The sequence below is a fragment of the Streptosporangium sp. NPDC020072 genome (genome assembly GCF_040631445.1).
Classification (GTDB): Bacteria; Actinomycetota; Actinomycetes; order Streptosporangiales; family Streptosporangiaceae; genus Streptosporangium.
Window position 1 is genome coordinate 368,222 of sequence record NZ_JBEYAB010000002.1, and the last position, 24,912, is coordinate 393,133.

At 71.7% G+C, this 24,912-nt stretch carries 23 protein-coding genes; 14 read left to right on the top strand and 9 right to left on the bottom strand.

Features of this window, described 5'->3' with window-relative positions; genetic code table 11:
* The first annotated feature begins 91 nt into the window (after positions 1–91).
* From ABZ470_RS04925 to ABZ470_RS04940, 4 genes are all read left to right on the top strand, one after another.
* Positions 92–1,225: a sensor histidine kinase gene (locus tag ABZ470_RS04925; RefSeq protein ID WP_362910011.1), complete on the top strand. Its 1,134-nt coding sequence runs from the start codon at positions 92–94 to the stop codon at positions 1,223–1,225.
* Positions 1,222–1,869, top strand: coding sequence for a response regulator transcription factor (locus ABZ470_RS04930; protein WP_362772291.1), 648 nt, complete (start codon positions 1,222–1,224; stop codon positions 1,867–1,869). The genes ABZ470_RS04925 and ABZ470_RS04930 overlap by 4 nt, the downstream gene beginning before the upstream one ends.
* A gap of 86 nt (positions 1,870–1,955) precedes the next feature.
* On the top strand, positions 1,956–2,567 hold the full coding sequence (locus ABZ470_RS04935; protein ID WP_362910013.1) for a Uma2 family endonuclease: 612 nt from the start codon (positions 1,956–1,958) through the stop codon (positions 2,565–2,567).
* A 119-nt stretch (positions 2,568–2,686) separates the two neighbouring features.
* Positions 2,687–2,986 (top strand): hypothetical protein, encoded by a 300-nt coding sequence (locus tag ABZ470_RS04940; RefSeq protein ID WP_362910015.1) that lies wholly within the window; start codon positions 2,687–2,689, stop codon positions 2,984–2,986.
* 186 nt (positions 2,987–3,172) lie between these two features.
* Here the strand turns inward: ABZ470_RS04940 and ald are convergent, their stop codons facing one another.
* Positions 3,173–4,288, bottom strand: a complete 1,116-nt coding sequence (gene ald, locus ABZ470_RS04945; protein WP_362910017.1) for an alanine dehydrogenase — start codon at positions 4,286–4,288, stop codon at positions 3,173–3,175.
* Positions 4,289–4,403: 115 nt separating this feature from the next.
* Positions 4,404–5,798 carry an aspartate aminotransferase family protein gene (locus tag ABZ470_RS04950; protein WP_352009790.1) on the bottom strand — a complete coding sequence of 465 codons (1,395 nt, stop codon included), beginning with the start codon at positions 5,796–5,798 and terminating at the stop codon, positions 4,404–4,406.
* A 287-nt stretch (positions 5,799–6,085) separates the two neighbouring features.
* On the opposite strand from ABZ470_RS04950, the gene ABZ470_RS04955 reads away from it, so the two are divergent.
* The 9 genes from ABZ470_RS04955 (at position 6,086) to ABZ470_RS04995 (ending at position 16,395) form a co-directional block, all read left to right on the top strand.
* Positions 6,086–7,432 carry a M20/M25/M40 family metallo-hydrolase gene (locus ABZ470_RS04955; protein WP_362910019.1) on the top strand — a complete coding sequence of 449 codons (1,347 nt, stop codon included), beginning with the start codon at positions 6,086–6,088 and terminating at the stop codon, positions 7,430–7,432.
* Between the two features lie 96 nt (positions 7,433–7,528).
* Positions 7,529–8,236 carry an ATP-binding cassette domain-containing protein gene (locus ABZ470_RS04960; RefSeq protein WP_362910021.1) on the top strand — a complete coding sequence of 236 codons (708 nt, stop codon included), beginning with the start codon at positions 7,529–7,531 and terminating at the stop codon, positions 8,234–8,236.
* Entirely contained in the window at positions 8,233–10,494 is a 2,262-nt protein-coding gene (locus ABZ470_RS04965; protein WP_362910023.1) for a YhgE/Pip domain-containing protein, read from the top strand. The genes ABZ470_RS04960 and ABZ470_RS04965 overlap by 4 nt, the downstream gene beginning before the upstream one ends.
* Before the next feature lie 13 nt (positions 10,495–10,507).
* Positions 10,508–11,128, top strand: a complete 621-nt coding sequence (locus tag ABZ470_RS04970) for a TetR/AcrR family transcriptional regulator (protein ID WP_352009794.1) — start codon at positions 10,508–10,510, stop codon at positions 11,126–11,128.
* A gap of 124 nt (positions 11,129–11,252) precedes the next feature.
* A complete protein-coding gene (locus ABZ470_RS04975) occupies positions 11,253–13,082 on the top strand; it encodes a substrate-binding and VWA domain-containing protein (RefSeq protein ID WP_362910025.1) in 1,830 nt (609 codons plus the stop codon).
* The gene (locus tag ABZ470_RS04980) at positions 13,082–13,831 is read left to right on the top strand and encodes a hypothetical protein (protein ID WP_352009796.1); all 750 of its coding nucleotides are present in this window, start codon (positions 13,082–13,084) and stop codon (positions 13,829–13,831) included. Before ABZ470_RS04975 ends, ABZ470_RS04980 begins: the two co-directional genes overlap by 1 nt.
* Before the next feature lie 16 nt (positions 13,832–13,847).
* On the top strand, positions 13,848–14,612 hold the full coding sequence (locus ABZ470_RS04985; protein WP_362910027.1) for a PspA/IM30 family protein: 765 nt from the start codon (positions 13,848–13,850) through the stop codon (positions 14,610–14,612).
* A 72-nt stretch (positions 14,613–14,684) separates the two neighbouring features.
* Positions 14,685–15,563 (top strand): LysR family transcriptional regulator, encoded by an 879-nt coding sequence (locus tag ABZ470_RS04990; protein WP_362910029.1) that lies wholly within the window; start codon positions 14,685–14,687, stop codon positions 15,561–15,563.
* Positions 15,564–15,744: 181 nt separating this feature from the next.
* Positions 15,745–16,395, top strand: a complete 651-nt coding sequence (locus ABZ470_RS04995; protein ID WP_362910031.1) for a LysE family translocator — start codon at positions 15,745–15,747, stop codon at positions 16,393–16,395.
* Positions 16,396–16,406: 11 nt separating this feature from the next.
* Here ABZ470_RS04995 and ABZ470_RS05000 read toward each other — a convergent pair whose 3' ends face one another.
* The 3 genes from ABZ470_RS05000 to ABZ470_RS05010 form a co-directional block, all read right to left on the bottom strand.
* Positions 16,407–16,682, bottom strand: a complete 276-nt coding sequence (locus tag ABZ470_RS05000) for a hypothetical protein (protein ID WP_362910032.1) — start codon at positions 16,680–16,682, stop codon at positions 16,407–16,409.
* A complete protein-coding gene (locus ABZ470_RS05005; protein ID WP_352009801.1) occupies positions 16,675–17,031 on the bottom strand; it encodes a DUF1622 domain-containing protein in 357 nt (118 codons plus the stop codon). The genes ABZ470_RS05000 and ABZ470_RS05005 overlap by 8 nt, the downstream gene beginning before the upstream one ends.
* Positions 17,032–17,127: 96 nt before the next feature.
* The gene (locus tag ABZ470_RS05010) at positions 17,128–18,615 is read right to left on the bottom strand and encodes an FAD-dependent monooxygenase (RefSeq protein WP_362910034.1); all 1,488 of its coding nucleotides are present in this window, start codon (positions 18,613–18,615) and stop codon (positions 17,128–17,130) included.
* Between the two features lie 89 nt (positions 18,616–18,704).
* Here ABZ470_RS05010 and ABZ470_RS05015 point away from each other — a divergent pair, with 89 nt between their 5' ends.
* A complete protein-coding gene (locus ABZ470_RS05015; RefSeq protein WP_362910036.1) occupies positions 18,705–19,352 on the top strand; it encodes a TetR/AcrR family transcriptional regulator C-terminal domain-containing protein in 648 nt (215 codons plus the stop codon).
* On the opposite strand, the gene ABZ470_RS05020 is transcribed toward ABZ470_RS05015, so the two are convergent.
* From ABZ470_RS05020 to ABZ470_RS05035, 4 genes are all read right to left on the bottom strand, one after another.
* Positions 19,349–20,092, bottom strand: a complete 744-nt coding sequence (locus ABZ470_RS05020; RefSeq protein ID WP_362910038.1) for an SDR family NAD(P)-dependent oxidoreductase — start codon at positions 20,090–20,092, stop codon at positions 19,349–19,351. The two genes, ABZ470_RS05015 and ABZ470_RS05020, sit on opposite strands and share 4 nt — an antisense overlap.
* 28 nt (positions 20,093–20,120) lie before the next feature.
* On the bottom strand, positions 20,121–21,446 hold the full coding sequence (locus ABZ470_RS05025) for an FAD-binding oxidoreductase (protein ID WP_362910040.1): 1,326 nt from the start codon (positions 21,444–21,446) through the stop codon (positions 20,121–20,123).
* Positions 21,443–22,408 (bottom strand): decaprenyl-phosphate phosphoribosyltransferase, encoded by a 966-nt coding sequence (locus ABZ470_RS05030; protein ID WP_352009806.1) that lies wholly within the window; start codon positions 22,406–22,408, stop codon positions 21,443–21,445. The genes ABZ470_RS05025 and ABZ470_RS05030 overlap by 4 nt, the downstream gene beginning before the upstream one ends.
* Positions 22,409–22,562: 154 nt before the next feature.
* On the bottom strand, positions 22,563–24,896 hold the full coding sequence (locus ABZ470_RS05035) for an acyl-CoA dehydrogenase (protein WP_362910042.1): 2,334 nt from the start codon (positions 24,894–24,896) through the stop codon (positions 22,563–22,565).
* Positions 24,897–24,912: the final 16 nt, after the last annotated feature.

A 24,912-nucleotide genomic window follows, 5' to 3' on the forward strand; every position in this document is an offset into this window, starting at 1 on the left:
CATGTCAGCCCCCTCCTACGCCCGGCGGTGTAGTGCCGTCTGCCGCCGGGGGCGGACGCGCAGGTCAGGGCCGGGACGTAAAGTGCTCACCGTGCGCGTCACCCGCCTTCCCCTTCCGCTGCTGCCGTTCCTGGTGGCCGTCGTCCAGGTCGTGGGCAGCACCGGGGCCCAGTGGAACCAGGTGCACAGCGCCGGACTGATGCGGGTCCCGCTGGACGCCGTGGGATACGCGCTGCTGCTGACCGGCCCCCTCGCCCTTGCCGTACGGCACCGCAACCCCGTTGTCAGCCTGGCCGTGACCCAGGTCGTGACCTGGGCGTACGTCGTCCTCGGATACTCCTACGGCCCCGTCTTCGCCAGCCCGGCCATCGCGCTCTACTGCGCCGTCTCCGCCGGGCACCGCAGGGCCGCCTGGCTGACCGGCGGGCTGATGTACGCCTTCCTCCTGTCCTACGCGACCTGGGCCGCCAACCTGCCGATCCCCTCCTGGTACCACAACCTGGCCGTGGCGGCCTTCATCGGCGTGGTGCTGGCGGCCGGCGAGTACACCAGGGCCAGGCGCGAGCGGATCGCCGAACGGAGGCGGGTCGAGGCCGAGGAGTCCCGGCGGCAGGCCAGCGAGGAGCGCCTGACCATGGCCCAGGAGCTGCACGACGTGCTGGCGCACAACATCTCCCTCATCCACGTGCAGGCCTCGACCGCCCTGCATCTCATCGACGACCACCCCGAGCAGGCCCGCACCGCGCTCACCACGATCAAACAGGCCTCCAAGGACGTGCTGACCGAGATGCGCTCGGTGATCAACGTGCTCCGCGAGGGCGCCCCCCGCTCCCCCACGGCCGGGCTCGACCGCCTCGACGAGCTCACCGGACGTGCCGAGCACGGCGGCCTGACGATCGAACGGCAGGTCGAGGGCCGGGTCAGGGCGCTGCCCCCGGGGACCGACCGGGCCGGGTACCGCATCGTCCAGGAGGCCCTGACCAACGCCGCCCGGCACGCCCCGGGCTCGACCGTCACCGTGCTCCTGCGGTACGGCCCGCGTGAGCTGCTGATCCGGGTCACCGACACCGGTGGCGTCGGCGCGGCCGAGCCCCTGGGCGGCGGCAACGGCATCCCCGGCATGCGCGAACGCGCCACGGCCCTCGGCGGCACCCTGACCTCGGGCCCGCACGGACGGGGTTTCCGCGTCGAGGCCCGGCTGCCGATCCCGGAGGAACCCGCATGATCAAGATCGTTCTCGCCGACGACCAGGCGCTGGTCAGAGCCGGGTTCCGCGCCCTGCTCGACGCCCAGCCCGGGATGACCGTCGTGGCCGAGGCCTCCGACGGCGCCCAGGCGCTGCGCCTTGCCGCCGAGCACCGGCCCGACGTGGTGCTGATGGACATCAGGATGCCCGGCATGGACGGCCTGACCGCGACCAGGGAGATGCCCCCGGGGCCGCGGATCATCATCCTGACCACCTTCGAACTCGACGAGTACGTCTTCGAGGCGCTGCGCAACGGCGCCAGCGGGTTCCTCGTCAAGGACACCGAGCCGGCCGAGCTCATCCAGGCCGTCCGCGTCGTCGCCGCCGGGGACGCGCTGCTGTCCCCCGGGGTGACCCGCCGTCTGATCGCCGAGTACGCCAGCCGGGCCAAGGCGCCGCACCCCTCCCAGGACCTCTCCCTGCTCACCGAGCGTGAACGGGAGGTCCTCACCCTGGTCGGCACCGGCATGACCAACGACGAGATCGCCCAGCGGCTCTTCATGAGCCCCGCGACCGCCAAGACGCACGTGAGCCGGACCATGATGAAACTGCACGCCCGCGACCGCGCCCAGCTCGTCGTCATCGCCTACGAGTCCGGCCTGGTCCGCCCCGGCTGGCTGTGATCGTTTTCAGGGAAAACCCATGCCCGCACGGCATGTCGGCGATACCCTGCGTGTTCCCAAGGACACGAAGGGAAACAATCGTGCTCATGATGTCACGACGGCGCCCCGCCACTCTGAGGCCCACTCCCGAAACCGCGTCCCACCCCCTGCCCGGGACGCCACGCGAACTGTTCGAGGCCCTCCCCCAGCTTCCCGGGCTTCGCACCGAGATCATCGACGGGAGACTCATAGTGAGCCCGGTGGGCACCCCCGAACACGCCAGGATCGCGATGCGCCTGTACGGCGCGCTTCTTCCTCTCATCGAGGAGAAGGGTTGGGACGGCTTCAGCGGAAACGTCGACGTCTGCATCGACGGGCCTCGCGACCCCGTGGAGCCCGACTTCGTGCTCGCCCCGCCCGACTGCCCCCGCTGGGGAGAGCGGGAGCTGCTGTCGTCCGGTCTCATCATGGTGGCCGAGATCGTCTCGCCCGGCAGTATCGCCGACGACCGTGACAGGAAGCCCGGCGTCTACGCCCTCGGCGAGATTCCGGTGATGGTCATCATCGACCCCGTGGCCACCCCGGCGACCGTGACGGTCCTCAGCGACCCCAAGGAGGGGGCCTACCTGACCTCGACCCGGGTCGCGATGGGCTCGCCCGTGCACCTGCCGGAACCGGTCGGCTTCACGCTGGACACCTCGGTCTTCGTGCGCTCCTGAGCGGGTCGTATCCACCCCGGCCCCGGATACGCCCGGCGCCGTACGCCGTGATGGGACGTGGGGGCGATTGCCCGTCACGTCCCGCACGGGAGGGTGGGAGACGTCGAAGGAGGTAGAAGATGAACGTTCTCGCCGTGGGTCACGAGGTCGTCGCGGCGGCTCCGCCGTGGGGGTGGCACATGCCCTGGTGGCCGGTCTTCCCGGTGTTCTGGGTGCTGGTGTGGGCCGGGGTCGCGACGCTGGTGGTGCGGGCCCGGCGCCGGGGTCTGGGGCCGTGGCGGCGTCCTGAGGTCCAGACGCCCCAGGAGGGCACGACGGCGGCGGCCGAGCGGATTCTCGCCGAGCGGTATGCCAGGGGCGAGCTCGGTGCCGAGGAGTATTTCGAGCGGATGTCGGTGCTCAGAAGCGGCGCTCTCTGAGAAGCGCTGGCACCTGGGGACAACCCGGCCGTGACATTCCGCCGTTCGAACTCGGCACTATATGCGGAGAATTGGCGGCCGAAAACGGCTTTCCCGCGCGGAACCGAAGCGCGGGGCCGTACGCGGAGAGAGGGGGGCCGTGTCCCGCGCGCCGGGAGCGCGGGGCACGGTCACGGTGTGGAACGGTCAGTCGGCGATGACCTGCGAGACCGGGGTGTACGGCAGGCCGAGGGACTGGGCGACCTGGTCGTTGGTGAGCAGGCCCGCGTGGGTGTTGAGGCCCAGCGCCAGGCCCGCGTCCTGCTGCAGGGCCGACTTCCACCCGAGGCCCGCGAGCTTGACCGCGTAGGGCAGCGTCGCGTTGGTCAGGGCGTAGGTGGAGGTGTTGGCCACAGAACCGGGCATGTTGGCCACGCAGTAGAAGACCGAGTTGTGGACCTGGTAGGTCGGGTCGGCGTGGGTGGTCGGCCTGGAGTCCTCGAAGCAACCGCCCTGGTCGATGGCGATGTCCACCAGGACCGAACCCGGCTTCATCCTGGAGACCAGCTCGTTGGAGACGAGGGTCGGCGCCTTGGCCCCGGGGATCAGCACGGCGCCGATGACCAGGTCGGCCTCAAGGACCTCCTTCTCGATGGCGTAGGAGGTCGAGACGAGGGTCTTCAGCCGCCCCTGGTAGACGGCGTCGATGAAGCGCAGCCGGTCGACGTTGAGGTCGAGAACGGTGACGTCCGCCCCCATGCCGACCGCGATCTGCGCGGCGTTGAGACCGGAGACGCCGCCGCCGATGACGACGACCTTGGCCGGGGCCACACCGGGCACGCCGCCGGGCAGCACGCCCCTGCCGCCGTTGAAGCGCATCAGGTTGTAGGCGCCGACCTGCGGGGCCAGGCGGCCCGCGACCTCCGACATCGGGGCGAGCAGCGGCAGGGTGCCGCCGACCTGCACGGTCTCGTAGGCGATACCGGTGACCTGCTGCCTTAACAGGGCCTCGGTGCACTCGGGGCCCGCGGCCAGGTGCAGGTAGGTGAAGAGCACCTGCCCCTGACGCATGCGGTGATACTCCTCGGCGATCGGCTCCTTGACCTTGAGGATCATGTCCGCCTCACCCCACACCTCGTCAGCGGTGTCGAGGATCTTGGCTCCGGCGAACAGGTACTCCTCGTCGGTCAGGTGCGAGCCGAGACCCGCGCCGCGCTGGACGTAGACGTCGTGGCCGTGTCGTACCAGCTCGTGGACGCCCGCCGGAGTAGCGGCGACGCGGTACTCGTGGTTCTTGACCTCGGCAGGCACGCCGATCTTCATAATCGGTCCTTTCAGCTTCCAAAGGATGTCACCGCATGGCCCGCTGAACGTGGTGACGTTTCAGCGAATGCCGTGACGATTGGGTGAGATCCATTGTGCTGCTGCCAGGGTGAAGTCAGAGCCGATTCCACGCTTCTGTCAGAACCGACCGCAGAATCGACTCGATCTCGTCGAACTCCTTGGGGCCGCAGATGAGCGGCGGGGCGAGCTGGATGACCGGGTCGCCCCGGTCGTCGGCCCGGCAGTACAGCCCGGCCTCGTACAGGGCCGAGGACAGATAGCCCCGGATGAGGCGTTCCGACTCCTCCAGGTCGAAGGTCTGCTTGGTCGTCCTGTCCTTGACCAGTTCGATGCCCCAGAAGTAGCCGGACCCGCGCACGTCGCCGACGATCGGCAGGTCCCGCAGGCGTTCCAGGGTGGCGCGGAAGACCGGCTCGTTGCGGGTCACGTGGCCGAGCAGGTCCTCGCGCTCGAACAGGTCGAGGTTGGCCAGGGCCACGGCGGCGGAGACCGGGTGGCCGCCGAAGGTGTAGCCGTGGGCGAACATCTCGGTGCCGTCCTTGAACGGCTCGAAGAGGCGCTCCGAGGCGATCATGGCGCCGATCGGCGAGTAGCCGCTGGTCATGCCCTTGGCGCAGGTGATGATGTCGGGGACGTAGTCGAACTTCTGCCCGCCGAACATGGTGCCGAGGCGGCCGAAGGCGCAGATGACCTCGTCGGAGACGAGCAGGACGTCGTACTCGTCGCAGATCTCGCGCAGGCGCTGGAAGTAGCCGGGCGGGGGCGGGAAGCAGCCGCCCGCGTTCTGCACCGGCTCGACGAAGACGGCGGCCACGGTGTCGGGGCCCTCCATCTCGATGGCCCTGGCGACGCGTTCCGCGGCCCAGTGGCCGTACTGCTCGGGGGTCATGCCGGGCACGCCGGTGATCTCGTCGGCGCGGTAGTGGTTGGTGTTCGGCACCCGGATCGAGCCGGGGACCAGGGGCTCGAACATCTGCTTGAAGGCCGGGATGCCGGTGATCGACAGGGCGCCCTGGGGGGTGCCGTGGTAGGCGATCTGGCGGCTGATGACCTTGTGCTTGAGCGGCCTTCCGGTGATCTTGAAGTACTGCTTGGCGAGTTTCCAGGCGGTCTCGACGGCCTCGCCGCCGCCGGTGGTGAAGAAGACCCGGTTGAGGTCGCCCGGGGTCTGCTCGGCCAGCCGCTGCGCCAGTTCCGCGGCCTTGGGGTGGGCGTAGGACCACAGCGGGAAGAAGGCCATCTCCTGCGCCTGCTTGGCCGCGGCCTCGGCCAGTTCGCTGCGGCCGTGGCCCGCCTGAACCACGAACAGCCCGGCCAGGCCGTCGAGGTAGCGCTTGCCGTGGATGTCGTAGACGTAGCTGCCCTCGCCTCGCACGATCATCGGCATCTCCGCGTCCCGATAGGAGCCGTGCCGGGTGAAGTGCAGCCACAGGTTGTCCTGCGCGGCCTTCATGATCGAGGCGACGTCGGTGTTTTCGGGGTGGTTCATGGCGATCTTCCCTCGATGAGCTGGGCTCCCCACAGTCTGCACGCCGAACATCACCTTGCCAAGTGAAAACGTGGCAACGGACTGCAATGACATCGGAATCCGCAATGACATCCCACGACATCAACGAAATCCGCGAGCGCGGCCCATACCGCTCCGGTCTCCGGGTTCCGTCCCACGGAATGAGACGCGAAACCATTGGACGATGGAAACGGACACCAATGACGAAGGGTCGTCCACTCGTTGTGATCCAATAGGACGGACCAGATGTTGAGATGCGAGGGAACGTTGTGACTCCTGACGAGATCGAGGGCGCCGTCGCCGCGGGACTGCCCCAGGCGGTCGAGGACCTCAAGCGCCTCGTCGCCATCCCCTCCGTGGCCTTCCCCGGCCACCCGGAGGAGCCGGTGTTCGCCGCCGCCGCGGTGACCGAGGAACTGCTGCGCAGTACGGGATTGCCGCACGTCCAGCAGGTACCGGTCCCAGGGAGCTTCCCCGCCGTCTACGCCGAGGCTCCCGCTCCGCCCGGCGCGCCGACCGTCCTGCTGTACGCGCACTACGACGTGCAGCCCGCGGGCGACCCCGCGCTGTGGCGCACCCCGGCCTTCGAGCCGACCGAGATCAACGGCGCCATCCACGGACGCGGCGCCGCCGACGACAAGTCCGGCGTCATCACGCACGTCGCCGCGCTGCGCGCCTTCAGGGGCCGTTTCCCGGTGGGCGTCAAGGTGATCGTCGAGGGCCAGGAGGAGTACGCCGGGGAGCGCCTTGAGTCCTTCATCGAGCACAACCCCGAACTGGTCCGCGCGGACGCGATCGTGGTCGCCGACACCGGCAACCCCCGCGTCGGCGACCCGGCGGTGACCACCTCGCTGCGCGGCATGGCCGCCTTCACCGTCGAGGTGCGCACGCTGCGCGAGTCGCTGCACAGCGGCTCGTTCGGCGGTGCCGCCCCCGACGCGCTGGCCGCGCTGATCCGGATGCTCGCCTCCCTGCACGACGACCACGGCGACATCCGCGTCCCCGGCCTGCCCCGTGGCACCTTCCTGGGCGCCGGCCCCTCCGAGGAGGACTTCAGGGCGACGGCGGGCGTGCTCGACGACGTCTCCCTGGTCGGCTCGGGCTCGCTGGCCGACCGGCTGTGGGCCTCCTACGCCATCACGGTCACCGGCCTGGACGTGCCGACCGTCTCCGGCGCCATCAGCGCCGTCCAGCCCGTCGCCAGGGCGCGGGTGACCGTACGGGTGCCCCCGGCGGGCGACCCGAAGGCCACGACCGAGGCCGTGCTCGACTTCCTGCGGCAGGTCGCCCCCTGGGGGGTCAGGGTGAGTTTCAGCGACCACGTGCTCGGCTCCGGCTTCCTCGCCGACACCGGCGGCGTCGCCCGCTCCGCGCTGAACCGGGCCATGGAGCGCGCCTACGGCAGGCCGCCGCGCGACGTCGGGGCGGGCGGTTCGATCCCGCTGGTCTCCACGCTCGTCAGGCAGTTCCCCGCCGCCTCGATCCTGCTCTTCGGCGCCGAGGACGACGACGCCTCGATCCACGCGCCCAACGAGCGCGTCGTCATCGAGGAGCTGCGCCGTACGATCGCCACGGAGGCACTCTTCCTCCAGGAGTACGGCTCCGCACCCTTCTGACCTGCGGTGACGCGAAAGGCCCCGCCCGGGAACGGGCGGGGTTTTTCGTTGTGTTAGTTTTTGTACTGACTGGTCAGTTTTAAACGTGGAGGCGAGATGTTCACCGGGGTGGCGGTGCGCGCCGACGACCTTTCCCTCAGGGGCGGGCACGGCTGGGTCTACCGCGAGGTCACCGCCGAGGCCGCCCCCGGCGCGCTCACGGCCGTCGCCGGGCAGGCGGGCAGCGGGCGTACCAGCCTCCTGCTGACCCTGGCCGGCCGGATGAAACCCACCGCGGGCGCACTCACGGTCGCCGGAAGGCACACGCCCAGGACCATCAGGCGGGTGGCCGCGCTCGGCCTGGTCGACGGGGTCAACGACCTGGATCCCGCGCTGTCGGTCGCCGAGCACCTGCGTGAGCGGGCACGGGGTCCTCTGGGGTCACGGCGGGGCGGCCGGCAGGAGACACGGGCAGGCGTCGCGCTCGAACTGGCCGGCCTCGAACGCTCCCCCGGTGACAGGACCCTGGTGCGCGCCCTGGACCGCGAACAGCGTGTACGGCTCGGCCTCGCCCTCGCCCTGCTCGACGAACCGGGACTGCTCGTCCTCGACAACGTGGACACCGGGCTCGACGCGGTACGGCGCGCGGCGCTCTGGGCGACACTCACCGAACTGGCCGCGCTGGGGCTGACCGTCTTCGCCGCGTGCACCGAACCCCCCGAGCCCCCGCGGGCCGGTGGAACCCTCGAAACCACCACGACCCCCGGGGCCGCCAAGGCGCGCCCGGTTGGGACGCTGCGCCTGCCGGGCCAGGAGGAACGATGAGATCACTTCGGCTGGGCGACCTGGAGCTACGGCGTTTCACCCGGTCACGGCTGACCAGGGCGGCACTGGCGGGGGTCGTGATGCTGCCGCTGCTGTACGCCGGGCTGTACCTGTGGTCGTTCTGGGACCCGCAGGGCAACCTCGGTGACATCCCGGTCGCGCTGGTCGTCGAGGACCGGCCCGCGACCGTGGACGGGAAGACGGTCGACGCGGGCCGGGAGCTGGCCGACAGGCTGCGTGAGCGCGAGGTCTTCGACTGGCACACGACCGACGCGCGGCAGGCTCTGGACGGCGTCAACGACGGCCGTTTCTACCTGTCGCTGACCATCCCCGCCGACTTCAGCGCCAGGCTCGCCTCCCCCTCAGGGGAGGGCGCGCCCACCCCGGCCGAGCTGGGCGTGCGGGTGGACACCGGCCGCAGCTACGTCATGCGCACGATCTCCGACGCGGTGTTCGCCGAGGTCAGGGAGTCCGCGGGCCGTACGGCGCTGAAGGACTACTGGGACCGGGTCTTCGTCTCCTTCGGAGAGCTGCACGAGGCGACGGCCAAGGCCGCCGACGGCGCGGGCGAGCTGCGCGACGGCGCGGCCAAGGCGGGCGAGGGCGCCTCCGCCCTGGACACCGGTCTCGACAAGGCCAAGGACGGCACCGGCAGGCTCGTCACCGGCCTGAGCGGCGCGAACGCGGCGACCGGCAAGCTCTCCTCGGGGGCGGCCGAGCTTGCGGGCGGGCTGGGCAGGGCACGAGACGGCGCTCGTGAGCTCGGCCGGGGCTTGGACAGGCTCGGCGACGGCGCGAAACGGGTCGCGGCGGGCAACGCCAAGGTCCACCGGCAGGTCCGCGCCCAGATCGCGGCGCTCGACAGGGCGGCCGGCGAGCTGACCAGGCTGCTCGACGCCAACGGCGCACGGCTGCGGTCCCTGGCCCAGGCCGTCGAGCGGGACGCGGCTCTGCTCGCGGACGGCTCGGGCGGGTCGGGCGGGCAGGTCTCCGGCCAGGCCGCGCAGCAGGCACGGCGGCTGCAGAACTGGATCGCCGCCAACCCGGAGGCCGACTCCGCGCTGCGCGGCATCGCCGACCGGCTCTCCGCCTCGACCCAGGCGGGCGAGCCCTCGGGCCCCGCACGTGACGGACAGGCCGCGGCCAGGCTGCGGCGGGACGCGCGGCGCGTCTCCGAACTCGCGGGCCGCGCCGCCGAGATCGCCCCCTCTGCGGGCGCCCACCTCGAACGGGCCAGGAAGGCCGTGAAACAGCTGGAGGCGGGCCTCAGCGAACTGGCCGCGGGCTCGGCCAAGGTCAGCGCCGGACTCGGCAAGGCGGGTACGGCAGGTGGCCGGCTCACCTCCGGCCTGACGAGGCTCGGCACCGGAGCCGACCGCCTCAGCCAGGGCCTGTCCCGGCTCGACGGCGGCATCGTCAGGCTGAGCGACGGCGCGACCAGGGTGGACAGCGGCGTCGGCAGGCTGAGCCGGGGCGCCGGAGAGCTGAGCGACGGCCTCGGCAAGCTGGCCGACGGGTCGAAGGAGCTGAGCGACAAACTCGGCGAGGGCGCGGCCCGCATCCCCGACTACGACGGGGACGAGCGCGCGCGGCGCGCCGACATGATGAGCGAACCGGTCAGGCTGGCCAGCCAGGTCCTCAACCGGGTGCCGAACTACGGCACCGGCTTCGCGCCCTTCTTCGTCCCGCTGGCACTGTGGGTCGGCGCGATGGTGAGCTACATGGTGCTGCGCCCGCTCAACCCGCGCCTGCTCGCCGGTACGGCTCCCGCCTGGCGGATCGCCCTCGCGGGCTGGCTTCCCGGGGTCGCCCTGGGCGCGGCGCAGGTCGGCGTGCTGCTGGCCGTGATCAGGTTCGGGCTCGGCATGGAGGCCGCGCACTGGGCCGGGGTCGTGGGCGTCCTGCTGCTGACCACGGCGGCGTTCCTGGCGATCGTGCAGGCGGTCAACGCCCTGCTCGGGCCACCGGGACGGGTCGCGGTGCTGGCGCTGCTGATGCTCCAGCTCACCTCGGCCGCGGGAACCTACCCCATCGAGACCTCACCGGGTTTCTTCAGGGCGATCTCGCCGTGGCTGCCGATGAGCTGGGTGGTCAGCGCGCTGCGCAGGCTGATCAGCGGCGGTGACCTGACCGTCGCCTGGCAGGCCTGCGGGGTGCTGACCCTGTTCACCGTCCTGGGCCTGGCCCTGAGCGTCTACGCGGTGCACCGGGGCCGTACCTGGACCATGCGCCGCCTGCACCCGGAGCTGGCGCTGTGACTACGGTTGGCGCATGACGAGACAGCGGGCCGCGGGCGGGGAGGACGGCCGCAGGGCCGCGACACGGCTTCGGCTGTTCGGCGCGGCGGTCGAGGTGATCGCCGAGGACGGCTACGCGGCGGCGACCGTCGAGGCGATCGCCGAACGGGCCGGGGTGGCCAAGGGCACGGTCTTCTACAACTTCGGCAGCAAGGACGGGCTCTTCACCGCCCTGCTCGAACACGGCATCCGGCAACTGGCGGAGACGATGACCCGGGCGGCCCAGGCCCAGGAGAGCCCGCTGGAGGCGCTGGACGCGGTGATCATGGCTCAGCTGCGCTTCTTCGAGGAGTACGCGGCCTTCGCCCGGGTGCTGCTGACCGAGATGTGGCGTACGGCCTGGCAGGAGACGATCGCCACGCTCAGGCGGGAGGTGCTGGGCGTCTACGCGGACACGCTGCGCGAGGCGGTCATCCGGGGAACGGTCCGCGCTGACCTGGACGTGGAGACCGCGGCGACCGCGCTGTTCGGCATGGTCCTGACCACCTCGATCGAGCGCAGGGCGCTGCATCCCACCCGCCCGGTCGAGCAGTTGCACGCCACCCTCGTCGACCTCGTCCACGGACGGGTAGCCGATCACCTCTTGTCCGAGTAAAACGGTTCTTCCTACGATCGTCTGACGATGCACCGGCTCTTCGCCCTTGATCGCGGATCACGGTTCCCGCCGGGGCGGTGGCGAACTCCGCGTCGGACAGACACCACCATCCTCGGGAGGCCGGGTGCAGCAGCCGCAGCGACGACGCAGGAACGTCGCCCCGTTCGTCATCGCGATCCTCGTCGCCGGCAGCCTGATCGTCGGCCTGCGGCTGTTCATCGGAGCCCGGGACGACGAGGGCGGCGGAGGCGGCGAATCCGGGAAGGGCACCGAAACCGCGGCGGCCTGCGACGGCGAGGGGATACGGCTGACCGTGGCCGCCTCCCTTGAGAAGGCCGAGCTGCTGCGGAAGATGGCGGCCGGCTACAGCGGCAGGAAGGTCGGCGGCCGGTGCGCCGAGATCGCCGTGACCAGGTCGAGCGGCGGCCTGATCCAGGCGCTCGCCAGAGGCTGGGACGAGGGACGGGACGGCCCGCGCCCCGACGTCTGGTCCCCGGCGAGCAGCAGCTGGATCGCCCTGCTCAGGCAGCGCGCCGCCGCGGCGGACACCGCCTCCCCCGTCGCCGACGACAACCCGTCGATCGCCAAGACGCCGCTGGTCATCGCGATGCCCAAGCCGATGGCCGAGGCGCTCGGCTGGCCGGGCAAGAAACTCGGCTGGTCCGACCTGCTCGAACTGTCGAAGAGCTCGTGGGCCAAGTACGGCCATCCCGAGTGGGGCGCCTTCCGGCTGGGCAAGACCAACCCCAACTTCTCGACCAGTGGCCTGAACGCCACCATCGGCACCTACTTCGCGGCCACCGGCCTGTCGGGCGACCTGTCCGAGCACAACGTGGCCGACCCCGCGGCGCGGGAGTTCGTGCGGGGGGTCGAGCACTCGATCGTGCACTACGGCGACACGACGCTGACGTTCCTGTCGAACCTGCAGCGGGCCGACGACGCCGGGACCGGCCTGAGCTACATCTCCGCCGTGGCCGTCGAGGAGAAGTCCGTCTGGGACTACAACGAGGGCAACCCGACCGGCGACCCCACGACGCTCGGCGAGCACGGCAAACCCAAGGTGCCGCTGGTCGCGATCTACCCCAAGGAGGGCACCCTCTACTCGGACAACCCGTACGCGGTGCTGACCACGCCGTGGGTGGACGACGCCAAGCGCGCCGTGGCCGCCGACTTCCTGGCCTACCTCCAGGCGGCGCCGCAGCAGAAGCAGTTCACCGACCACGCCTTCAGGTCGCACGACGGCAAGCCCGGCGGGCTCATCACCCAGGCGAACGGGCTGCTGCCCGCCGAACCGGGGAACACGCTCAGCCCGCCCGCCCCCAACGTGCTCGACAAGGTGCTGTCCAGTTGGGCCGAGCTGCGCAAGCCCGCCAACGTGCTCATGGTGATCGACGTCTCCGGCTCGATGGGCGCCCAGGTGCCCGGCACGGGCAGGAGCAAGCTCGAACTCGCCAAGCAGGCGGCCGTCAACGCGCTGCCCCAGTTCGGGCCGCACGACCAGGTCGGCCTGTGGATGTTCTCGACCGAGCGGGACGGCGCCAAGGACCATCTGGAGCTGGCCCCGATGGCGACCGTCGACGACGCCCAGCGCAAGCGGCTGCGGGCCAGGCTCGGCGGGCTGACCCCGGACGGCGGGACCGGCCTGTACGACACGGCGATGGCCGCCTACCAGCACGTGCGCGGGCGGCACAGCGGTGACGCGATCAACGCGGTCGTCTTCCTCACCGACGGCAGGAACGAGGACAACAACAGTCTCTCCCTGGACAAACTGCTGGCCGGGCTGCGCACCGAGCCGTCCGGGGAGTCGGTGCGGATGTTCACCATCGCCTACGGCCAGGACGCCGACCTCGGCGTGCTCAGGCAGATCTCCCAGATGACGAACGCCGCCGCCTACGACTCCAGGGAGCCGGGGAGCATCGACCAGGTGTTCACCGCGGTGGTGTCCAACTTCTGATGTCCCGGCTCGGTGAGGAACTACGCGACCCGTGGGGGCTGCTGCTCGGTGTGACCGCGGCGGGCGCCGCCTGGGCCGTGAACGTGCCCCCGGCGGCCGCCGTTTTCGTCGGGGCCGCCGTCTGGCTGACCAAGGTGGGCAGCGCCGTCCTGCAGGGCCGGGGCGGCGGCCGTACGGCGACCGTCACCTCGGGCAGCCAGGAGGAGCGGTGGCTGCGGCGGGCGGAGGAGGCGACGCGGAGCTTCGACGAACTGGGCGCCTCGATGGGGGACGGCCCGCTGGCCGGGCGGGTCGCGCTGATGCGTCCCCAGGTGGACGACGCGATGGCCGCCCTGCGGCGGCTGGCCCAGCAGGCGTCGCTGGCCTGTGCCGCGCTGGACAGGTTCGACCTCGACCAGCTCATGCGGGAGCGCCTCCGGCTGACCGGCGCCAGGGAGCAGGCCAGGAAGGAGGTCGTCGAGGACATCGACCGCGCGCTCGCCTCGCTGGCCGCCCAGCTTGAGGTGGTCGACCGGCTCGCGGAGACCAGGGACCGGGCGCTCGCCCGGATGGAGTCGAGCACGATCAGCATCGAGGGACTCCTGGCGCGGGTGGTCGAGCTGGCGGCGACGTCGGCCACCGGGGTCCTGGACCCGGCACGGGTGCTCGACGAGCTGGCCGCCGGGCTCGAAGGGGTCCGCGTGGGCCTGCGTGAAACCGAACAGATCACTCGCGACGCGCTGGACCGGCAGCCCCCTCCGGAGCGGTAATCGGTAAGGAGTCCCCATGTTCGCACTCGTCCGCAGGGCCTGGCGCTATCTCGTCTTCGCCCTGTCCGGCAGGCTCTCCGAGCTGTCCGACCCCCGGGTCCAGATCGAGCAGGCCGTACAGGAGGCCAGGGAACGGCACCGGGTGCTGACCCAGCGGGCGGCCTCGGTCATCGGCAACGAGCACGAACTTGAGCTGCGGCTCACCCGCGCGACGGAGGAGACGGACCGTCTCCAGGAGAACGCCCGCCAGGCGGTCCTGCTGGCCGAGGGGTCCAGGGCCGCGGGGGAGGAGGCCAAGGCCCGTTCCTACGAGGAGTCGGCCCGCGCCTTCGCCTCCCGGCTCGTCGCCGCTGAGGACTCGCTGCGGGACACCCGGCTCATGTACGAGCGCGCGCGGCAGGCCTCCGACCAGGCCCGCGCGGCCGTCGACACCAACGCCGCCGCCCTGCAGCGCACGCTCGCCGAACGGATGCGCCTGATGTCGCAGCTCGACCAGGCCGAGATGCAGGAACAGCTCAACAGGGCCATGGGTGAGTTGTCCGGGCTCGGCCCCGCCGGGGAGACCCCGACCCTCGGGGAGGTCAGGGAGAGGATCGACAAACGTTACGCCCGTGCCCTCGGTGAGGCGGAGCTGACCACGGGCTCCGTCGAGGCCAGGATGCTGGAGGTCGAGCGCGCCGCCCTCGACGTCGAGGGCGCCGCCCGCCTTGAGGACATCAGGCGCGGTCTCGGCCTCGGCCGGGAGGAGGGGCCGGGGGATCAGCCGACCGGCAGGTCATAGGCACGGCATGGCCGTACCAATGCATAACGTCCAGTGCCTGTCTTTCCGCTGATTCATCGATAACTTTGATACATGCTCGACGTCGTACGGCTTCGTGTCCTGGCCGCCGTCGCACGGCACGGCTCGGTGACCGCCGCCGCCAGGGAACTGCACTACTCCCAGCCCTCCGTCAGCCACCATCTCGCCCGGCTCGAAGCCGAGACCGGGGCCAAACTGATCCAGCGGGCGGGCCGGGGCATCCGGCTCACCGAGGCGGGGCGTCTGCTGGCCGAACGGGCCGCCGAGATCGTCGGCCGCATCGACTCCGCCGCCGCCGAACTCTCCGCGCACGTCGGCCTGCGCGCGGGCCGGGTCAGGCTGGCCGCCTTCCCCGCGGCGCTCGGCACGTTCGTGCCCGGGGCGGTCTCGCTGCTCGCCAGGGAGCATCCGGGACTCGAACTGCGCCTGACCGAGACCGAACCGCACGAGGCGCTGCGGATGCTCCGCGCCGGCCACGTGGACGTGGCGGTCGTCTTCCACCACTCCGGCACCGGCCCCGAGGTCGAGGGCGTCCGGCTGACCCACCTGATGGACGACCCCGGCTACCTGGTCACCTTGGGTGTGCCCGGCGACCTGTCCGCGCACCGGGACTCCCCGTGGATCGGGGGTTGCGACCGGTGCCGCGGCCCCCTGCTGCGGTTGTGCGCGCGTGCGGGCTTCGCTCCGGACATCTCCTTCACCACCGACGACGTCGTCGCCGCCCAGGCCCTCGTGGCCGCCGGGATGGGGGTGACGCTCCTGCCGGGCCTGGCCCTGCGCGCGCACCGCAACCCGGGGGTCAACGCGGTGGAGGTGCCCGGCTCGACCCGGCACATCCACGCCGCCACGTACGGCGAGCCGCCTCCTCCCCCGGCGACGGCCGCCCTGCTGACCGCCCTGACCGCCGCGGCCCGCGCGACCGACGTCCCCTGAGCCGGAGCCGTACGGCCAGGCCGCGACCCCGGACGAGGCCCTGAACGAGGCCCTGAACGAGGCCGTATGGCCAGGCCGCGATCCCGAGCCGGGCCGTACGGTTCCGGCTGCGGCTCCGGGCGGGGCCGTACGGTGGAAAAACCTGAGGCGAACGGCCAGGTCACCCTTCTACGATCCGGATATGCCGGACCTGACGACGCTCACTCTCTTCGCCGCCGCGACCCTCGCCCTGCTGCTCGTGCCGGGCCCCGCGGTCCTGTACATCGTGACCCGCAGCGTCGCCCAGGGCCGTACCGCGGGCATGTTGTCGGTGATGGGCATCCACCTGGGCTCCGTGGTCCACGTGGCCGCCGCCGCCCTGGGCATCAGCGCGCTGCTGGCCGCCTCCGCGACCGCGTTCACCGTGGTGAAGTACCTGGGCGCGGCCTACCTGGCCTGGCTCGGCGTCCGCAAGCTGATGGCGGCCCGCACCGAGGGCGACGCCCCCGCCGAGCTCGGGACCGCCTCCAGGTCGCGGCTGTTCTGGGAGGGCTTCGTGGTCAACGTGCTGAACCCGAAGACCGCGATCTTCTTCCTGGCCTTCCTCCCGCACTTCACCGACCCCGCGCGGGGCCCGATCGCGCCGCAGATCGTGGTGCTCGGCCTGATCTGGATCGTGCTGGGCCTCACGAGCGACGGGGCCTTCGCCCTGCTCTCCTCCGCGCTGGCCGGGCGCCTGCGCGGCTCCGCCCGCGCCCGGCGCCGCCTGAACGTCACCAGCGGCGTCGTCTATCTCGGTCTGGGAGCCGTCGCGGCGTTCACCGGCGAGAGCGCCCAGGCCGCCAGGGCCTGAGCGCGGGTCTCTCAACGGGTCTCTGCGGGCGTTCGCCGCCGAGGCGGTCGCGGCCGGGTCAGGAAGCCCGCCACGACGACCTTGCGGACGACCACCGTGAGCGCCGCCAGGGCGATCGCCGTCCACGTCTGGGCCCGAGAAAGGCGCAACAGACCCGCCGCGACGAGGAAGTCGAGCAGCACCGCCATCGCGCCCCCGGGTCCGCCGCCACGCGCCAGCACGGCGAACGAGGCGGCCAGTCCCATGGTGACGATCAGGACGACGGCTGTCCCGAGGAGGTCAGCCATCGCCGATCATGCTCCTCTCCCGCTCGATCTCCCTGCTCAGGAAGAAGTTCAGCGCGGTCCTGATCGTCGCGATCGCCGCCAGTTGCCCGATCTGGGCGAAGCTCGGTGAAACAGCCGTCCGCAGCACGTCACCGGCCAGCTGGAACTCCAGCCCCAGCGCGAGGAATCTGCCCAGGAACAGCCGGACGGTGACGAACCCATCACCGTCCCCGCGCACGGCGGCCAGCAGGAACCGCGCGAAGGCCGTGACCGCCCCGGCGAAGATGACGATCGCGCCCGCCGCCTCGACGAGACGGACGAGCAGGTTGACGACCTCCCCGAGGCTCTCCTCCGGCAGGAGATCAGGCATGTGGTGCTGGTACCCGCTGACCCTCGGGCCAAGCGGCCCCGCCCCCGGGCGACCTCAGCGGGCGAGCCTCAGCGGGCTGAGCCTCAGGGCCGAGCCTCAGCGGGCCGGGCCGAACCAGGTGGTGAGGGCGGCGCGCAGAGCGGCCTCCTCACCTTCGGAGGAGGCCCCGGCGACCCAGGCGACATGGCCGTCCGGGCGCACGAGCAGCGCCCGGGGGGCGGGAACCTCCCCGGCGCCCGGCACGGTCCACACCCGCTCCGCGCAGCCCGCCTCGACCAGGTCGACCCGGCCGTCCCACCCCTTGACGACCTCCCCCGCCTCCCCTGCCGGCCCTAGATCGAGCAGCACCGGCCTGGCCGTGTGCAGCAGGCCGTACAGCCTGACCGGGCCGTCCGGGGTCAGCAGGTCGAGGTCGGGGACCCGGCGGCCGAGCAGCGGGTGGTCCCCGCCCAGCGGGTACCGGACGTCCAGCGCGGTGATCATGCCGCTGAGCAGCCGGTTCACCTCGTCCACCTCGATGAGGCGGCCGAACGTCTCGCGCAGCGCGGTCATCTGCTCTCCGGGACGCCCCAGCACCGTCTGCGCCCGTGTGTTGCGCAGCACCTCCTCGGCGACCGGGTGCCGTTCGGCGTGGTAGCTGTCCAGCAGTTCCTCCGGCGCGGTGCCGTCGACCACCAGGGCGAGCTTCCAGCCAAGGTTGAACGCGTCCTGCACGCCCGTGTTCAGCCCCTGGCCGCCCGCGGGGAAGTGGATGTGCGCCGCGTCCCCGGCGAGCAGCACCCGGCCCTCGCGGTAGCGCTCGGCCTGCCGGGCGGCGTCGCCGTATCGGGAGACCCAGCGGGGATCGTGCATGCCGTAGTCGGTCCCGGCGATCCTGACCAGCGTCTCCCGCAGCGTCTCGAAGGTCACCGGGGCGTCCCGGTCGGCCACGTGGTCGTACTCGTTGGTCATCACCCGGTACCAGTCCTGGTCGAAGGGCAGCACCGTGAAGGAGCCGTGCTCCCTGCGCTCCTGGAAGATCACCTCCTTGGGCGGGTCGGCGAGCGACACGTCGCCGAGCAGCGCGGTCATCGTCGCCGGGGTTCCGGGGAAGCCGATCCCGGCGAGCTTGCGGACCGTGCTGCGCCCGCCGTCGCAGCCGACCAGGTAGGACGCGCGCAGCCTGCCGCCGCCTTCGGTCTCGACCTCGACGCCGGTCGCGTCCTGGCGCAGGTCCGTCACCCCGGACGACCAGCGCACCCGCACACCGAGCTGGGCGGCGCGCTCCTCAAGCAGCCGTTCGACGGTCGTCTGCAGGACCATGAGCAGGAAGGGATACCTGGTCGCGAGGCCGCTGAAGTCCAGTGGCAGCGCGGAGAAGTGCCCCGCCTGCAGTCGCCGTCCGACGTCGAGGAAACCGCCGAGAAGGCCCCGCTGGTCGAGAACCTCCATGGTGCGCGCGTGGATGCCCCCCGCCCGTGACTCCCGGCCGCGCTCGGCGAGCCGGTCGAGCACGACGACCTCGACGCCCGCCAGCCTCAGCTCGCACGCGAGCATCAGCCCGGTCGGCCCGCCGCCCACGACCACCACGTCCGTCTTCTCCATGATCGCCCCCCTTAACGCCGTTAAATTTAACTGCGTTAAGGATTAATTGAACGATGTTAAGCTGTCAAGGGCACAGGACGGAGAACGGGATGAAGATCACTGCCGAGGAGATCGCGCGGGCCTCACTGCGACTCCTCAACGAGGTCGGCCTCGACGGGCTCACCATGCGTCTGGTGGCCAGGGAGCTCGGCGTGCAGGCCCCCGCCCTCTACTGGCACGTCAAGAACAAGCAGGAGCTGCTCGACGTCATGACCGGGATCGTGTTCGCCGAGAGCACCGTGGGACTTGAGCTGCCCGGACGCGGCACCCCGTGGGACGAGTGGCTCGCCGACAGGTTCCGGCTGCTGCGCCGTACGATGCTGTGCTACCGCGACGGAGCGCGGATGATGGCGGGCACCCATGTCACCGACCCGGCCATCTTCCGGACCACCGAACTGGCCCTGCGGACCCTGGGGGACGCGGGCTTCCCCCTCGACGTGGCCGCCCGCTCCCTGCCCACGCTCCTGCACTACACGATCGGCTTCACCATCGAGGAGCAGGCCCGCACCGGCGAGGCGTACGGCGAGGCGGGCAACCCCTACCAGGAGGGACTGCTGGCCGCCTCCCTCGACCCCGGGCGTTTCCCCCTCACCCTGCGGGCCCTCCACCACCTCTTCGACGACGACGGGGACGCGAGCTTCGAGTACGGCCTGCGGATCATCCTCGACGGCATGCGCGCCCTCCTGAAGGAGGACTAACGGGGCATCCTCCGCCACACGGCGCGGGGCAGGACACGCATCACCGCGAACATCGCGCGCAGCGCGCCGGGCACCCACACCACCTCGGCGCCGGAGCGCAGCCCGGCGACCACCGCGTCGGCGACCTGGCCGGGGGTGGAGGACAGCGGCGCCGGGGACATGCCCTTGGTCATCCTGCCGATCACGAAGCCCGGCCGGACGACCATCACCCGGGCGCCCGAGCCGTGCAGCGCGTCACCCAGCCCCTGGGCGAAGCCGTCCAGGCCCGCCTTGGCCGAGCCGTACACGAAGTTGGCCCTGCGCACCCGGATTCCCGCGACCGACGACAGGACGACCAGCGTGCCGTGGCCCTGCTCGCGCAGCCGCCGGGCCGCGAAGAGCCCTGCGGAGACGTGCCCGCCGTAGTTGACGGCGACCGCCCGCGCGGCGGCCACCGGGTCGGCGTCGTAGACCTCCTGGCTGCCCAGCACCCCGAAGGCGGGGATGATCACGTCGAGGTCGCCGACCAGCTTCACCGCGGCCTCGATCACCTCCCCGTGCGTCTCCGGCGCCGAGGCGTCGAACTCAAGCAGGTGCACCTCGGCGGTGCCGATCGCCGGGGGCGTCTCACCGGGGTCCCGCGAGGCCAGCACGACCTTGCGGGCACCGTCGCGGACCAGCCGTTGGACGATCTCCAGACCGATCTCGCTGCGCCCGCCGAGCAGCAGCACGGTGTCCACCGAGCCCAGGGCGTTCTTCATCGGACGAGCCTCCCACAACCTGTCGTCTTCACAGCCCGAGTCTCCTGGCCAGGTCGGAGCGGAAGACCCCGGCGGGGTCGGCCTCCTCGCGGATCTTGCGCCACTCGTCGAGCCTGGGGTACATCGCGGCCAGGGACCGCGCCGACATGCGGGAGTCCTTGGCCAGGTAGAGCCGTCCGCCCGCCTCCATGACCCACCCGTCGAACTCCCGCAGCAGCCGGGCGAGACCCGCGCGGCCCGCCGGGATGTCCAGGGCGAGGGTCCAGCCGGGCATCGGGAACGACAGCATCCCCGGCGTGCCGGGACCGAACCGTTTGAGCACGGTCAGGAAGGACACCACGCCCTCGGCCGAGAGCCTGGAGACGATCCGCCGCAGCGTCGCCTCCTCGCCGAAGGGCACCACGAACTGGTACTGGACGAAACCGTTCGACCCGTAGACCCGGTTCCAGCCCTCGACGAAGTCCAGCGGGTGGAAGAACGGCCCGATCTCCTGGATCAGCCCCGTCGCCGGACGCGACTTCCGGTACCAGGCCTCGTTGAAGGCCCGCACGGTCAGCGGGTTGAGCATGCCGTTCGGCGCCCACGGCGGTGCCTTCAGCCGCGTCCTCGGCGCGAAGGCCAGCGGCTCGGTCCCCCTGGGCAGCTCGGCGCGGCTCGCGTGGTCGCCCCGGGTGAGCACGCTGCGGCCCATCCTGGCCCCCGAGGCGAGCAGGTCGATCCAGGCGACCGTGTAGCGGTAACGGTCGTCGGTCGCGGTCATCGTCTCAAGCGTGTGCTCCAGGTCACGGGTGCGTTCGACGTCCACCCGGACCCGCGAGGTCTCGATCGGCACACACTGGAAGACCGCCTCGACGATCACCCCGGTGAGCCCCATCCCGCCGACCGTCGCCCAGAACAGCTCGTCGGCCGGTGTCACCGTACGGCTGCCGCCGTCCGCGGTGACCAGCGTCAGGGAGCGCACGTGGGCGCCGAAGGAGGAGTCCACGTGGTGGTTCTTGCCGTGCACGTCCGCCGCGACGGCCCCGCCGACCGTCACGTGCCTGGTGCCCGGTGTGACGGGGACGAACCAGCCCTTGGGCACCAGGGCCGTCATCAGGTCGTGCAGGCTGAGCCCGGCGCCCGCGGTGACCAGCCCGGTGGACTCGTCGAGGGACCACGAGGTCAGCGAGGTGCAGTCGAGGACGAGTCCTCCGGCGTTCTGCGCGGCGTCGCCGTAGGCCCGGCCGAGCCCTCTGGGGGCGACGCCCCGGTCCGAGGCCCGCCGTACGAGGTCGGCGACCTCCTGCGGTGAACGAGGCCTGGCCACTCGCGCGACGGTCGGCGCGGTACGGCCCCAGCCGGTCAGCAGGGTCATGTGAGGTAGATCCCGATCAGGAGCGGAAGAAGGAGAAGGGCGACGAAGAGCTGGGTGGGCCGGTCACGCAGGGCGAGTTCCTCGGGCTCCTCGCCGACGCCCCGGTCGACCAGCAGGTTGTGCCGCAGGACGATCAGCACGAAGGGGACGATGCTGATCGGGTAGAAGGGCCCCGAGTGCTCGTTCAGCGCCCACAGGCAGTAGGTCACGATCATGGCTCCCGAGGCCATCATCCTGACCCCGGCCAGATAGCCGGGCGTGTAGGCGGCCAGGATGGCCCGGGTCGCGTTGCCGGTCTCGTTGCCCATCGCGGCGCGCAGCTCGGTCTCGCGCTTGCCCGCGACGAGCTGCAGCGAGCCGAGCGAGATGACCACGAGGAACCAGCTCGTCACCGGCACCTGTACGGCGATCGCCCCGGCGAAGGCCCGGATGACGTGGCATCCCGCGACCGCGACGAGGTCGACCACCTCCTGGTGCTTGAGGTAGTAGGTGTAGGAGAAGGTCAGCGACAGGTAGCCCGCCACGACGAGCGGCAGCCGCCAGCCACCGGACAGCGCGGCGATCGCGGGGGCCAGCAGCACGAACGCGATCCCGACCGCCCAGGCGAGCCGTATCGGGACCAGGCCCGCGGCGATCGGGCGGTGGCGTTTGCGCGGGTGGCGGCGGTCCGCCTCGACGTCGGAGGCGTCGTTGAGCAGGTAGGCCCCGCTGGCCGCGACGCAGAAGGCGGCGAAGGCGATCAGCGCGTCCAGCATTCCCTGCACGGTGAACAGCACGCCCGCCGCGGCGGGGGCCGCGAAGATCAGGCCGTTCTTGAGCCACTGGCGGGGCCGACAGGCGCGCAGGAGGGCGACCGGCGAGAACCTCCGCGCCGGCTCGACGTCCACGGGTGGCTCAGGCTCGGCCTGCGGCGGTCCGAGCACCGTCTCATCGCTCGTCGCCTCACGGCTGGAACCGCTCATCGCTTCACGACTGGGACGGGGCCCGAAGGAGGCGTGGGGGGAATTGTCACCTTGGGCATGGTGATCTGATTCTTGCCTTCCTGTGGCGTCGTCCACAAGGTCATTGACGATGGGAAAAGTCATCCAGGCCGAAACCGTACAGTAGCGGCGCGAATCACCTGCCAGGTTCCGGGTCGCGGGGCAGACCGAGCAGCCGTTCACCGATGATGTTCAGCTGGACCTCGGTGGTACCACCGTAGATCGTCATGGCCCGGGTGGCCAGGATGGCGCGGTTCCAGTGGCCCGCGTCGCCGAGCGTACGGTCGGCGGCGGTCACCGCCGCGGCGCCCAGCAGGCCGACCGCGCACTCGGCGACGTGCTGGGCGTGTGAGGTGGACAGCAGCTTGCGGACCGAGGCGTCGCCGCCGGGTTCGGCGCCGCTCAGCTGCCGCAGCGTCACCCGCAGGCCGAGCGCGTCGATCGAGTGGCCCTCGCAGAGCACCTCCGCCAGGTCCTGACGTTCGACGGCGGTCAGCTCGCGGCCGAGCCTGCCCACGAACCCGAGCAGGTCGCGGATCGAGGAACCGGTGCCGCCCGTCCCCGAGGAGAGCAGGACCCGCTCGTTGGACAGGGTGTTACGGGCGACCCGCCAGCCGTCGCCGACCTGGCCGACGACCAGCTCGTCGGGGACGAACACGTCGTCGAGGAAGACCTGGTTGAACATGCTCTCCCCGGTCATCTCGGTCAGCGGCCTGACCGTGACGCCCGGGGTCTTCATGTCCACCAGGAAGTAGGTGATGCCCTCGTGCTTGGAGCCGGTCGAGGAGGTGCGGGCGAGGCAGATGGCCCATTCGGCGATGTGCGCGATCGAGGTCCAGACCTTCTGGCCGTTGAGCCGCCAGCCTCCCTCAACCCGTTCCGCCCTCGTCTGGAGGGAGGCCAGGTCGGAGCCCGCGCCCGGCTCCGAGAACAGCTGGCACCAGACCGTCTCCCCGCTGAGGGTGCGGGGCAGGAAGCGTTCCTGCTGCTCGGCGGTGCCGTAGGCGACGATCGACGGCACGACCCACGCGCCGATGATCATCTGGGGTGGCCTGACCCGGGCCGCCCGCAGCTCCTGGAGGATGAGCACCTGTTCGAGGGGGGTGGCCTCGCGCCCCCACGGCCTGGGCAGGTGCGGCATGACGTAACCGGCCTCGGCCAGCGCCCGCCGCTGCCGCCGGCCTTCGAGCCCGGCGAACCCGGCGACCTCGGCGCGGACGCGTTCACGGAGCCCGGCGGCCTCCTCGGGCAGGTCGATCTCCATCTGCGGGCGCACGCCGTCCAGCGCCAGCCCGGCGACCTTGTCGGCCCACCCGGCGGAGGGACCGAGCAGCGCGCGCAGGCTCAGCGCGCGGCGGTAGTAGAGGTGGACGTCGTGCTCGTAGGTGTAGCCGATGCCGCCGAAGATCTGGATCGCGTCCCTGGCGCACCCGACGGCGGCGTCCGGCGCGACCACCCCGGCGACCGCGGCGGCGTAGGCCGCCTCCCTGACGGCCTCCCCGGTCGCCCGCGCGGCATCGTCCTCTTCAAGGGTCCGTACGGCCGTGCCCTCCCCGGCCTCCTGTGCGACGTCACCCCCGGCCGTCCGTGCGACGCCGTCCTCCTCGGCGGTCCGCGCGGCCCGGACGGCGTCCCACACGGTCGCGCGGGCCTGTTCGAGCGCGACGAGCATCCGGGCCGCCTTGTGCTTGACCCCCTGGAACTGCCCGATGGGACGGCCGAACTGCACGCGGCCCCTGGCGTACTCGGAGGCGGCGCGCACGCACCAGGCGGCCACGCCCGCGGCCTCGGCCCCGAGCAGGATCGCCGCCAGGTCGTGGACGCGCTCCGAGCGCAGGCCGTCGAGGACCCTCCCCGGCGGCACCTCGACCGACTCGGCCTCGACCCTGGCCACTCCCCGGGTGAGATCCAGCGCCTGGATCGGTGTCACGGTCACCGTTGAGGCGTCCACCACGACCCACACCCGCTCCTGCCGCGTGGCGACGGGGAGCACCAGGACGTCGGCGAGGGTGCCACCCAGGACCGGTTCGACGACGCCGCCGACGGTCAGCGTGCCGTCCTCGCCGCGGGTGCCCGTCAGGGAACCGGCCGGAGGGTGGGTCAGCGCGACCGCGCCGGTCAGCGTGCCGTCGGCGAGCCCGGGGAGCAGTTCGGCACGGGCCTTGCCGTCCGAGGCCAGGATCACCGCGCTCGCCAGGACGGTCGGCAGGAGGGGGCCGGGGGCGACCCGCTCCCCCAGCGCCTCGACGGCCACGGCCGTCTCCAGCAGGCCGTATCCGCTGCCGCCGTACTCCTCGGGAAGGTGGAGGCCGAGGAGCCCCTGGGCGGCGAGGCTCGTCCAGAACGCCGGACGGGTCTCCTGCGGGGCCTGTACGGCGGCCCGCAGGACCTCAGGCGGGATGTTCCGCGCCGCCCAGCCGATCACCGACTCGCGAAGCTCCCGGTGCTCCTCCCCCAACCCGATCGCCATGACAGAGCCTCCAGAC